10 protein-coding genes are annotated in these 12,294 nt (G+C 65.3%); 5 read left to right on the top strand and 5 right to left on the bottom strand.

Annotated elements, in window-relative coordinates; translation table 11 throughout:
* The 3 genes from Q0D45_RS18230 to Q0D45_RS18220 all read left to right on the top strand — a co-directional run.
* Positions 1–1,864 (top strand): efflux RND transporter permease subunit (locus Q0D45_RS18230; RefSeq protein WP_293396142.1); only part of this gene is annotated, 1,864 nt, incomplete at its 5' end.
* A gap of 140 nt (positions 1,865–2,004) precedes the next feature.
* The gene (locus Q0D45_RS18225; protein WP_293396139.1) at positions 2,005–3,150 is read left to right on the top strand and encodes an alpha/beta hydrolase; all 1,146 of its coding nucleotides are present in this window, start codon (positions 2,005–2,007) and stop codon (positions 3,148–3,150) included.
* Positions 3,147–3,941, top strand: a complete 795-nt coding sequence (locus Q0D45_RS18220) for an SDR family oxidoreductase (RefSeq protein WP_293396136.1) — start codon at positions 3,147–3,149, stop codon at positions 3,939–3,941. Before Q0D45_RS18225 ends, Q0D45_RS18220 begins: the two co-directional genes overlap by 4 nt.
* 16 nt (positions 3,942–3,957) lie before the next feature.
* Here Q0D45_RS18220 and Q0D45_RS18215 read toward each other — a convergent pair whose 3' ends face one another.
* The 5 genes from Q0D45_RS18215 to Q0D45_RS18195 form a co-directional block, all read right to left on the bottom strand.
* On the bottom strand, positions 3,958–4,974 hold the full coding sequence (locus Q0D45_RS18215; RefSeq protein WP_293396133.1) for an alpha/beta fold hydrolase: 1,017 nt from the start codon (positions 4,972–4,974) through the stop codon (positions 3,958–3,960).
* Positions 4,971–6,131, bottom strand: a complete 1,161-nt coding sequence (gene dapE / locus Q0D45_RS18210; protein ID WP_293396130.1) for a succinyl-diaminopimelate desuccinylase — start codon at positions 6,129–6,131, stop codon at positions 4,971–4,973. The genes Q0D45_RS18215 and dapE overlap by 4 nt, the downstream gene beginning before the upstream one ends.
* 71 nt (positions 6,132–6,202) lie before the next feature.
* Positions 6,203–6,838 (bottom strand): uracil phosphoribosyltransferase, encoded by a 636-nt coding sequence (upp, locus tag Q0D45_RS18205; protein ID WP_028475069.1) that lies wholly within the window; start codon positions 6,836–6,838, stop codon positions 6,203–6,205.
* A 37-nt stretch (positions 6,839–6,875) separates the two neighbouring features.
* Positions 6,876–8,087 carry a URC4/urg3 family protein gene (locus Q0D45_RS18200; RefSeq protein WP_293396127.1) on the bottom strand — a complete coding sequence of 404 codons (1,212 nt, stop codon included), beginning with the start codon at positions 8,085–8,087 and terminating at the stop codon, positions 6,876–6,878.
* Positions 8,084–9,361 (bottom strand): GTP cyclohydrolase II, encoded by a 1,278-nt coding sequence (locus Q0D45_RS18195; protein ID WP_293396124.1) that lies wholly within the window; start codon positions 9,359–9,361, stop codon positions 8,084–8,086. The genes Q0D45_RS18200 and Q0D45_RS18195 overlap by 4 nt, the downstream gene beginning before the upstream one ends.
* A gap of 466 nt (positions 9,362–9,827) precedes the next feature.
* On the opposite strand from Q0D45_RS18195, the gene Q0D45_RS18190 reads away from it, so the two are divergent.
* Positions 9,828–11,576 (top strand): DUF4394 domain-containing protein, encoded by a 1,749-nt coding sequence (locus tag Q0D45_RS18190; protein ID WP_293396121.1) that lies wholly within the window; start codon positions 9,828–9,830, stop codon positions 11,574–11,576.
* Between the two features lie 127 nt (positions 11,577–11,703).
* Positions 11,704–12,198: a DUF2721 domain-containing protein gene (locus Q0D45_RS18185; protein WP_293396118.1), complete on the top strand. Its 495-nt coding sequence runs from the start codon at positions 11,704–11,706 to the stop codon at positions 12,196–12,198.
* The last annotated feature ends 96 nt before the right edge of the window (positions 12,199–12,294 follow it).

Raw genomic sequence — 12,294 nt, 5'->3', positions numbered from 1 at the left:
GGTGCTGGCGCTCGGGCTGCTGGTCGACGACGCCATCATCGCCGTCGAAATGATGGCGCGGAAGCTCGAAGAGGGCTACGACAAGCTGAAAGCGGCCTCGTTCGCCTACACCTCCACCGCGTTCCCGATGCTGACCGGCACCCTGATCACCGCCGCCGGGTTCCTGCCGGTGGGCTTCGCGAAATCGGCGGCCGGCGAATACACCTTCTCGATCTTCGCGGTGGTCGGCATGGCGCTGGTGATCTCCTGGATCGCCTCGGTCTATGTCACGCCCTGGCTCGGCATGATGCTGCTCAAGGAGCACCCGGCCGGCGAGCACCACGAGTTGTTCGACACACCGTTCTACCGCCGTTTGCGCCGGGTCATCGACTGGTGCGTGGCGCAGCGCAAGACGGTGATGATCGCGACGTTCGCCGCCTTCGTGCTCGGCGTCGCCAGCTTCGCGGTGATCCCGCAGCAGTTCTTTCCTGACTCGACGCGTGACGAGCTGATGGTCGATCTGTGGCTGCCGGAAGGCGCCAGCTATCTGGCCAGCGAGAACATCGCCAAGCGCATGGAAGCGAAGCTGGCGGCGGATCCCGACGTCGTCGACTACGTTGCCTATGTCGGCAACGGCGCGCCGCGTTTCTATCTGGCGCTCGACCAGCAGCTGGCCCACGTCAACTTCACCCAGTTCATGGTCGTCGCCCACGATCTGAAAGGCCGTGAACGTCTGCGCGCGCGTCTTCGGGCCTGGATCGCCGAGGAATTCCCGGAAGTGCGTGGCCGGGTCGATGCGCTGCCCAACGGCCCGCCAGTCGGCTGGCCGGTGCAGTTCCGCGTCCAGGGTCCGGACCCGAAGCTGGTCCGCCATTACGCCGATCAGGTCAAGGCGATCATCGCCGCCAGCCCGTTGACCCGGAACGTCCACGACAACTGGCACGAGTCGATTCTGGTGGTTCAGGACCTCATCGATCAGGACAAGCTGCGAGTGCTCGGCATCACCAGCGAGCAGGTGCGCGGCGCCGGCCAGACGATCCTCTCCGGCAGCGTCATCGGCACTTATCGCGAGGCCAACCGCAATGTCGAGATCATCGCTCGCCAGCCGCTCGACGAGCGCTCGCGGATCAGCGATCTGGCCGATGCCTACATGCCGACGGCGAGCGGCGTCTCGGTGCCGTTCTCGCAGTTCGGCAAGGCCCAGCCGGCGTTCGAGCCGGGGGTGCTGTGGCGCTATTCGCGGCTGCCGGCGATCACCATCCAGGCTGAAGCCGCACCCGGCAAGCAGGCGCCGGACGTCACCAATGCCATCGATCCGCAGCTCGATGCGCTGCGCGCCCAGTTGCCGGTCGGCTATGCGATCAGCATCGCCGGTGCGCTGGAGCAGTCGAAGATCGCCAATGATTCGATCAACGCCCAGATGCCGATGATGCTGGTGGTCATCGTGGTTCTGCTGATGATCCAGCTGCAGCACTTCGGCCGCACGGTGATGGTGCTGCTGACCGCGCCGCTCGGCATCATCGGCGCCGCTGCTGCCTTGCTGGTGACGGGCCTGCCGTTCGGCTTCGTGGCCTTGCTCGGCGTCATCGCGCTGGCCGGCATCATCATGCGCAACTCGGTGATCCTGGTGGATCAGATCGATCAGGACATCCAGGCCGGCCACGATCCCTGGACGGCGATTGTCGAATCGGCGGTGCGCCGCTTCCGGCCGATCGTGCTGACCGCAGCAGCGGCGGTGCTGGCGCTGATTCCACTGGTCCGCAGTACCTTCTTCGGGCCGATGGCGGCGGCGCTGATGGGCGGCCTGATCGTCGCCACGGTGCTGACCATGACCTTCCTGCCGGCGCTGTACGCGGCCTGGTTCCGGGTGCGCCGACCGGCGTAGGTGGTTCTGGACCGCCCTTCCGTCGTTCGCCGCCGCCTGTAGGCATTTCCGCCCCCAGCCGGCTTCCTGAACAAGGGTTGGCCCTTTTGTTGCACTGCACATAACTGCCAGCTTGGGCTGGATCGGCAGGAGTTGCAGTGATGAACGGCATCGTGAGGGCGGCAGGTAGGTGGTTTTCGGCGGCGGCGCTGGCTTGGGTCGCACTGCCCCTGGCGGTGCAAGCCGAGTACGAAGACGACGCGACGGCGATGGCCACGGCCCGCATCGCTGAGGAAGTACGGTTCCGCGGCGCCAGTGACGAGGTGATGCTCGCCGGCACGCTGAGCCGTCCGGCCTATGTCGCGCGCGATCTGCCGGTGCCCGCCGTCGTGCTGATCCACGGCAGCGGCCCGAACGACCGCGACGAGACGCTGTACGGCCACAAGCCGTTCCGCATGCTGGCGGCGGCATTCGAATCGGCCGGTTATGCGGTGCTGCGCTACGACAAGCGGGGTGTCGGCGAATCCAGCGGCAATCTTCGCGGCGCAACACTGGTCGACTACGCCGCCGATGCCGAAGCCGCTTTCGACTACCTGCGCAGCCGTCGGGATATCGATGCCACGCGCATCGGTCTGCTTGGCCACAGCGAAGGCGGCATGATCGCGCCGATGATCGCCGCCCGGCGCAGCGACGTCGCCTGGCTGGTGCTGCTGGCACCGCCGACGGTGTCAGGCCGGGTGATCTCGGAATACCAGAACCTCCAGGGCGCGCTCGACCGCGGTGCCAGCGAGCAGGCGGCGCTGGCGGTTGCCGCCGAGGCTGGCCGCCTGTTCGACATCCTGCAGGCCGATCTGCCGACCGAGCAGCGCGATGCCCGCCTGTATGCCGCGCTGCAGCGGATCGGCGAGCAGCGGCATCTGTCAGAGGCTTTCGTCGAAGGGCAGCGGCAGTCGCTCAGCTCGCCGTGGTTCCGCCACATCCTGAGCTATGACCCGGCGCCGGCACTGGAGAAAATCCGCAAGCCGGCCCTGGTGCTGTTCGGTGCCATGGACCACCAGATCGCGCCCTCGCTGAACGAAGGTCCGGCGCGGGTCGCGCTGAAGGGCAACGCCGCAGCCGAGGTGCGGGTGCTGCCGGGCGTCAATCACCTGTTCCTGAACACGCACTCTGGTGCAGTATCGGAATATCCCCGGCTCGGTGGCGGCTTGTCGCCGGTCCTGCTCGACACCTTGCAGGACTGGCTGGCCGTCCAGTCACGGAGGGGACAGGACAACTTGATTGCGACCGCTTACTACGACCCTCGATGACCCAACTGCGCGACACCACCGTCTGGATCACCGGCGCATCGAGCGGCATTGGCGAAGCCCTGGCGCTGAAGGCTGCTGAAAGCGGTGCGAAGCTGGTGCTCAGCGCGCGCCGTGAAACCGAGCTGCAAAGAGTGCGCGCGGCCTGTGCCGATCCCGCAAAAGTGGCGGTGCTGCCGCTCGATCTGCTGGCTTTCGATGGCGAGGCTGCGGCGGCCAAGGCCGAAGCCTGTTTCGGGCCGATCGACGTGCTGGTCAACAACGCCGGCATCTCGCAGCGCAGCCGCTTGGTCGATACCTCGATGGACGTCTATCGGCAGCTGATGGAACTGGATTTCTTCGCACCGGTGGCGCTGACCCGCGCGCTGGTACCGGGCATGCGCACGCGCAAGCGCGGCCACATCGTGATGATCTCGTCGATCGCCGGCCGCATCGGCGCGCCACAGCGCACCGGCTATTCGGCGGCCAAGTTCGCGCTGGCCGGTTTCACCGAAGCGGCGCGCGCCGAGCTGTGGCGCGACGGCATCCAGTTCACTGCCGTTTATCCCGGTTATGTGCGCACGCAGATTTCAGTCAACGCCGTGAAAGGCGATGGCCGCGCCAATGGCGTCACCGATCACAACATTGCCGGCGGCATCAGCGCCGAGGATTGCGCGGACGACATCTGGGATGCCGTCGAGACCAATCAGGAAGAAGTGATGATGGGCGGCAAGGAAGTGTTCTACGAGCGCCTCAAGCGCTACGCGCCGCAGCTGTTCTCGTTCGCACTGAAACGCTCCACACCGAAATCCTGAGCGGATTGCTCGGCGGCTACAGCTGCCCCAGCAGCTCCGCGACTCGCCGCTCCGCCCAGCTTTCCAGCCGCAGGTTTTCGATGAAGCCGCAGTGGCCGCCGCGTCGCGGTGCGTCGTAGGCGATCACCGAACCGCGCGCGCCGAGGCCGTCGAAATCGCGGATCGGGATCACCGTATCGTCCTGCGCGGTCAGCACCGCGAGCGGCGAGGCCGCGCCCATCAGCATCGGCGGCGTCAGTGTGTAGGTGGCGAGATAGTCGTCCAGCGTGTCGTACTCGGTGTGCTCGACGACGAAACGGCGGGTGATGCCGACGAAGCTGTCGATGCGCTTCAGCTCGTTGAAATCGTAGCGGCCGGGCCAGGCTTCGGCCTTGGCGTCGAGCGTCCTGCGCCACTTGTCGAGGAAGTAGCGCTTGAACACCGCCGGGCCGTTGTCGATCGCCAGCAGCGTTGCGCCGGGATCGATCGACGGCGAGATGCCGATCGACAGCTGGGGCGTGATGCCGGCGGCCGGCCCGAGCAGGCCAACTCTCAAGGCGAAGTTGCCGCCGAGCGAGAAACCGATGACGGCGAGCTTCTGCGCGCCATCGAGCGCCTGCATGCTGCGCACGGCGTTCAGCACTTCGGCGATGCGTGCCGAGTGGAACATGCGTTCGTTGAGGCCGTGAGTGCCGGCGTGGTCACGCAGGTTCAGGCGGAACACGTTCCAGCCGGCTTCGTAGACGCGCGCGGCCATCGAGTACAGATAAGCCGAATCGTGGCTGCCTTCCCAGCCGTGGATCAGCACCACCAGGCCGCGCGATTCGCGATCGACAGGCTGGCGCGAGTGCATGCCGGTGAGGCGCACCTGCTGACCGTGTTCGTCGACGCCGCAGTCGAGCAGATGCTGCATCGCCACGTCGCTCATACCATTGCCGCGCTTCTGCCAGCGCTTGATCACCGGCCGCTTGCCGGCCAGCACGGTCTGAATCAATTGCGGCGCCAGCAGCAGGCTCGGGCGGAACAGGCCGACGATCGACGATTCGCTGCTCATGCCCTTGCCCCGTTCTGGCCGAGCAGCCGCGCCAGCGTGCCTTCGTAGACGGCGCTCAAGGCGTCGAGATCGACGACGCGCACGTGCTCGTCAACCTTGTGGATGGAATCGTTGACCGGGCCGATCTCGACCACTTCGGTGCCCATCGGCGCGATGAAGCGCGCATCCGAAGTGCCGCCGCCGGTGAACAGCAGCGGCGTCAGGCCGGTGACCGCGCGGATGCTCTCTTTCGCCGCCGCGATCAGCGCGCCCTGGCGGGTCAGGAACGGCAGGCCGCTGAGCCACCAGCTGGCTTCGTAGCGCAGGCCGTGGCGATCGAGCACTTCGTGCACGCGCGCTTTCAGGCTGTCGGCGGTCGATTCCGTGCAGTAGCGGAAGTTGAAGATTAGCTCGGCGGTGCCGGGAATGACGTTGGTCGCGCCGGTGCCGGAATGGATATTCGAGATCTGGAACGAGGTCGGCGGGAAGTGCGCGTTGCCGGCGTCCCATTCGATCGACACCAGCTCGGCCAGCGCGGGCGCCAGGCGATGGATCGGGTTGTCGGCCTTCAGCGGATAGGCGACATGGCCCTGCTTGCCGAACACGGTCAGATTGCAGCCCAGCGAGCCGCGCCGGCCGATGGTGATGCGGTCGCCGAACACGGTGTCGCCGGTGGCTTCGCCGACGATCGCGTAATCCGGCTGGATGCCGCGTGACTTCAACACTTCGACGACGTGCTTGGTGCCGTGATGGGCCAGACCTTCCTCGTCGCTGGTGATCAGGAAGGCGATGGTGCCGCTGACCGCGCCTTGCGCCAGCAGCCGCTCGACGGCGCAGACCATCGCTGCCAGGCCGCTTTTCATATCGGCAGCACCGCGGCCGTACAGCACGCCATCGCGGATCTCCGGCACGAAGGGATCGCTGGCCCAGGCGGCGATCGGGCCGGGTGGGACGACATCGGTATGGCCGGCGAGCACGAACAGCGGCGCGCCGGAGCCGTAAGTCGCCCAGAGATTGGTGATGCCTTCGGCGTTGATCCATTCGATCGTGAAACCGAGTGCGGCAAGACGTTCGGCGATCAGTGCGCAGCAGCCGGCATCGTCCGGCGTCAGCGAACGGCGGGCGATCAGCGCGCGAGTCAGTTCCAGCACCGCGGAGGTGCGTAGGTCATCAGCCATGAGAGTGGCAAGGGCGGAGTGTGGATCAGCAATTCTACCGCGATGCAACATCGCAACCCGGGCCATTGGTTCTACTTGGTGCCGAAGATCCGATCGCCGGCATCGCCGAGGCCCGGCACGATGTAGCCGTGCTCGTTCAGCCCCTGATCGATCGCCGCCGTGTAGACCGGCACGTCCGGATGCTGGCTGTGGAAGTTCGCCAGGCCTTCGGGGCAGGTCAGCAGGCAGACGAAGCGGATCGAACGCGGATGGGTTTCCTTCAGCCGGTCGACGGCAGCGACTGCCGAATTGCCGGTGGCCAGCATCGGATCGAGCACGATCGCATCACGGTTGCGCATGCCGGACGGCATCTTGAAGTAGTACTCGATGGCGCCGAGCGTCTTCGGATCACGGTACAGGCCGATATGGCCGACCCGCGCGCCGGGAATGACGCTGCGCATGCCGGCGAGGATGCCGAGACCGGCGCGCAGGATCGGCACCAGCACGATCTTCTTGCCATCGATCAGCTTCGAAGTCATCGAGCAGATCGGTGTTTCGATCTCGACTTCGTGCATCGGCATGTCGCGGGTGACCTCGTAGGCCATCAGGGTCGACAACTCGTCGAGCAGCCGCGTGAAGCTGTTGACGCTGGCGCTCTTCTTTCGCATCAGGGTCAGCTTGTGCTGGACCAGCGGGTGGTCGATCAGGTGCACGGTGCCTGCGGTCATCGCTTGATTCCTTGGGTGATTCTTTGAAATTGGAGGTTCAGAAAACGGTGCCGTCGCTGACGATGTTCAAAGGCGGCAGGCCGCCGCGCAGCTCGGCGGCATAGGCGCGGCCAGCGGCCCAGGTGCCGCCTTCGAGGATGCAGGCCAGCGGCAGTTGCTCGGCGCTGCGCTTGAGCAGCGCACGGACCCGGTCGGCGATCACGTCGATCAGGTTCACGGTCAGTGCCCGCCATTCGATGATCAGCGCGTCACCGGCTTTCCACTGCTGCGTTGCGAACGCCGGATCACGCAGTGCGATCACGCCGGCATCGATCAGCAGGCCGCCGTTGCGGTATTCGGGCAGGCCGGTCAGCGCATCGCGGCCGATGATGGTGATGCCGGCCCATTCGAACGGCTCGAACAGCGAATAGACCAGCCACTGGCTGAGCTTGTGGAACGGCATCCAGCCGGTGCTGCCGCCTTCGCCGCCGGCGAGCGGATGTGGCCAGGCATCGCCGAGTGCTTCGCCGTCCAACGAGTTGCCAGCTAGCCAGATGTCGCTGCTGTGATCGAGTAGCGCGCGCAGCAGAGCCGCCGCTTCGATCTCGCGCCTCGCGCCGTGATCGGTCAGCAGATCGAACAGGGCGCCGGGGCGGGCGCCTGCTCCGAAAGCTTGCGGTCGGTCGATCAGCGCCTGACCGAAGCGACGCAGCAACTCGGCGCGGCCATCGAGGCCGACCAGCGGGTTGTCATCGCGAACCTGGAACAGGCTGCCGAGTTGCGCGGCGTCGAGCTTCAGCAAGGCCTTGCCATCGACGCTCAGCGGATTAGCCGGATCGGACGAGAACGCGCCGGCCATGAAGGCGCGGAAGCTGGCCACACCGAGGCCTTCCGATCGTCCGTAATCGAGGCCGTCATCGCGATAAGACCATTGCGCGCCGGCGCCAGCATCGAGCAGCACGCTGACGATGGCCAGATCGATCCGCGCGCGGGCTTGCGCAGCACGATCAAGCCCGGTCATTGCGGTCGCGAGTTCCGCGGCGCGATCGACGCCGCCGGCTTCGAAGTGCCGCCAGCGGCTGTGATACGGAATGGCCAAGGTCGGATAGCGGGCGAGGGTGACTTCGACGACCTTGTTCGCCGCGGCTTCGATCTGGGATTCGTCGACGATCCACCAGTCCGACTTGCCGGCCTTGACCGCGGCGGTGATGTTGCCGGCGCGGGTGCGGATCGTTGCCGGATCGCGCAGGGTCGCAACCGCTGCCTTCACAGCGCTCGGCCCTTCACATCGATCAGCTTGTCGGCGGCGATCACCACGCCGTCGGTGAAATAGCCGGCTGCCATCTTCGCTTCGATCTCGACTCTGGCATCGGCGGGAATCAGCTCGTCCGGCAACTTCACTCGCTCATCGACCCTGATGCCGGCGCCGACGATGGCGTCGTATTTCATGTTGCTCATCGACACCAGGCGATGAATCCGCTGCACGCCGAACCAGTGCAGCACATCGGGCATCAGTTCCTGGAAGCGCATGTCCTGCACGCCGGCGACGCATTCGGTGCGCAGGAAGTATTTGTCGGCGCTGTCGCCACCGATCTGGCGCTTGCGAGCGTTGTAGACCAGGAACTTGGTGACTTCACCGAGCGCACGGCCTTCCTTGCGCGAGTAGACGATCAGACCAACGCCGTTGAGGCCGCCGTGCGAAACCGGCTGCGCGCCCTTGATGCATTCCTCGATCGCATGCGTCAGATACGGTCGGCAGGTGCAGATGTCGGAACCGAACACGTCGGAGCCATTGCACTCGTCGTGGACGCGGCAGGACAGGCTCACCTCCGGGTTCGCCAGCGCGGTCGGGTCGCCGAAGATGTAGGCGGTCTGGCCGCCGATCGGTGGCAGGAACACTTCGAGATCGGAGCGGGTCACCAGCTCCGGATACATGCCGCCGGTTTCCTCGAACAGCGCACGGCGCAGCGCGTTCTCCTCGACGCCGAAACGCTTGGCGACACCGGGCAGCCACCAGACCGGTTCCAGCGCCACCTTGGTGACCACGGCCGAGCCGTCGTCGAGCAGGATCTTGCCGTCGGGCTTGAGCCGGCCAGCGGCGATCGCTTCGCGAATCTCCGGCAGATCGATATGCGCCTTGGTTACCGCGATCGTCGGCCGCAGATCGAAACCCTGTTCGATCTGCGCGCGATAGACATCGGCGACGATGGCACCGAACGGATCGAGCGAGACGATGCGCTCGGCGCCGAACCAAGACGGGTAGGGGCCGATGATGTCGGTCGGCAAGGTGTTGGTCAGATCGGCACGATGGCCTTTCGGCAGCGCCTTGGCGGCCACCGCCAGCGCTCGATAGACGCCGTAAGAGCCGGAATGCGAGCCGATGACGTTGCGCTGCAAGCGATTGGTGGTGGTGCCGACCAGCGGCCCACGCTCCAGCGGGTCGGCCGCGCCCCAGTGGATGGTCAACAACTCGGTATCGGCGACCGGTGGGTGCGAGGTCAGGCGGATGTGGCGAGCCTTCTCTGATCCTGGTTCGGCGGTCATCGTCCCTCCTGTCTGGGTGATGCAGTTGTACGCGCTGGCTGGATCATTGGCGAAGCGCGACCCGAGTGTCGCAGGCGAGCAGCTTCCGTGCCGTTGCCGTCGGCTTGTAAAAATGGCAGGGGTTTGCCCTTGTTTCGGCGATGGCTGCGGAAGCTTGCTCGCAGTTACACGGTGCTCGCTTCGGAGGGATAATTGTCTTTCACAGGGTCTTCACGATCCCACCGAGCCGCAATCATTTCAAAGCCACGAAAAGCCGGAAAGAGTCGGTTTGACGATTGTTTTCAGGTGGTCTTTTTTGTGGAAAATTAATACTAATCAATGTTCTGGGCTTCTTAATTGCTAGCTCTCCGGATCGGCGATCCGATCGTGAACTAGATGTATAAATGATGGTCATGTCTGCGTCGCCGGCCTGCTGCACCCCGCTCTGCACCAAAAAAACAGCTAAAAACAGCTCAGGAATTCATTAATGAACAAATCGGTGAACCACGCCCGCGGCTATCCGCAGCGTAGACGCAGTGTCATCGCAGGAGTCTTGCTGGCGATTGCAGCGCTGGGTATGGCTGGGTGTGCGGATCAGTTCGAAGGCGTCGCGATACCGGTTGATCCGGGGGCGCCGCCAGTGACTCCGCCGGTGAATCCGGTGGTGGTGACAGTGTTCGGCGTTCGTGGCGCTGCCGAACTGATTCGCTTCAGTCCGGATAGCCCGGCCGCCGTCACCCGGGTCGGCGCAATCACCGGTCTCGGTGCCGGCGAAACCATCGCCGGTCTCGATTTCAGGCCCGCCGACGGTAATCTGTTCGCGGTCACCAGCATCGGCCGCGTGCTGATCGTCGATCCGGCGACCGCTGTCGCGACGCCTGTCCAGCCGATCACCGGCGATGGCACGGCGTTCACCGCCGCTCGCTATGGCGTCGATTTCAATCCGGTGGCCAATGCCCTGAGGATCATCGGCGAAGACGGCCTGAACCTGCGGGTGCCGCCCGCCGCCCTGGTGTCGCCGCCGCCAGCCGTGCCGGTCAACACGATTGTCGACGGCCGCATGGGCTATCTGCGCGGCGTCACGGCCGCGGCGTACACGAACCCCGAGAGCGGCGACAGCACCACGCTGTTTGTAATCGATACCGATACGGACTCGCTGTACACGCAGGATCCGAATGCCGGATTTCTGACCCGGGTCGGTTCGCTCGGCATCGATGCCATTTCCGCCAACGGCTATGACATCTACCAGTTCGGTCTGCTCAACGAGCACTACGCGAACCTGACCACCGCTGCAGGTAGTGGCATCTACAAGATCAATCCGCTGACTGGCGCTGCGACGCTGTTGTCGGCTTTGCCACCGGCTGATTACAGAAGCCTGATCGTCGTCAACGATGACCGGTTGTCGTCGATCAATGTTCGCTCGTTCGCATCGCTGATCCAGGGGCCTACAGCGGACATGGTCGACGGCCGCGGCATCAATATCGACACCGGCGAGCTCGTCGGTGGCGCAGTCGTCGTCCCGATCGCTGGTCTGGCGGAAGGCGAGCATCTGGTCGCCTTCTGCGAGGACACCACGCCTCCAGATGGCATCAATGGTGGCTACGGCGTGTCGAACCAGAATCGGATTTTCCCGCTGACGGTCGAGAACGTGCAGACCGGCTTCACCGTGGCGATCGTCGAAGCGGTGCCGATCGGCACCCTGAGCACGCCGCTGTCGGGCACTCGTTTCGGAGTTGATTTCAACGCCCGCTCGCAGTTGCTGCGCATCGTCAGCGACAGCGGCCAGAATCTGCGCGTCAATCTGCAGGAAGGCCGGGTGATCGATGGCGCGCCGCGTGCTGCGGCATTCGCATTCGTTGACGGCACCACGCGCACGGTGGTTCCGGCGCCGCAGATCGTCGCCACGGCTTATCGGGCGGCACCGGTCGGTGGCACCTTCCAGTACGCGATCGATGCCTCGAACAGCTCGCTGGTGCGGGTGGCGGTGCCGAACGATGGCGCGCTGGTCGCGGTTGGTTCGCTGGGTGTGGCGGTGCCGATGTCGGGCATCGGAGCCGCCGAACAGAGTCTGGATATCGCCGGCGCGTCGGACGAGTTCGTCTATGCCGCGCTCCGCTCTGCAGGCAGTTCGCTGTCGACGTTCTATCGGATCGATCTTGGCACTGGCGCCGCCACTGCCATCGGGCCGATCGGCAACAACGGTGCGGTGAACGCGATCAGTTCGCGCGTGCAGTAACGCCAGATCGCGGTCTGGAGACATGGGGCTGGTCTTTCGGGGGCAGCCCTTTTTATGGCGCCGGCCAACAAGCGCTATCCGGGGCCGTTCACGGCGATAATCTCGACAGACTCCAGGACGCCGCCCGATGGACCCCGATTCCCAGATCACTTCGATTGCCCACGTCATTCAGCTGGCGGTGGCGCCGGTGTTCCTGCTGGCCGGTGTTGCCGCATTCACCGGTGTGATCTCGAATCGGCTCGGGCGCATCGTCGATCGGGCGCGGCATCTGGAAGCGCAGGTCCGTGGCGCGTCGATCGTGCGGGCTGACGAGATCCGTGCAGCGCTGAAGAATCTGGCCAAGCGCGCCCGGCTGGCGAACCGGGCGATGACCTTGTGCGTGTCCTGTGCGGTGATGATCTGCAGCGACATCGTCGTGCTGTTCATCAGCACCCTGACCGGTGTCGGGCTCAGTGGCCTGGTGGCGACGGTGTTCGTGTTCGCGATGCTGTTGCTGATCGCCGGGCTGCTGCACTTCCTGCGCGAGGTCTATCTGGCCACGCGCTTCCTGCGCATCGGCGGGCCGGACAGCCAAGCCGATGCACAGGCGATTGAAACGCCGCCACCTCCGCCGCCTGCCTGAGCCGGACAGCGGCTCAGGCGACCTAAATTCAGAGGTCGCGCAACAGCGCGTTGATGCCGACCTTCGAGCGCGTCTGCGCGTCGACGGTCTTGACGA

It is taken from the genome of Nevskia sp. (assembly GCF_023266035.1).
In the GTDB taxonomy this organism is placed as follows: domain Bacteria; phylum Pseudomonadota; class Gammaproteobacteria; order Nevskiales; family Nevskiaceae; genus Nevskia.
The sequence above is the reverse complement of the archived record's forward strand: the minus strand, read 5'-3'. Positions and strand labels throughout refer to the sequence as shown.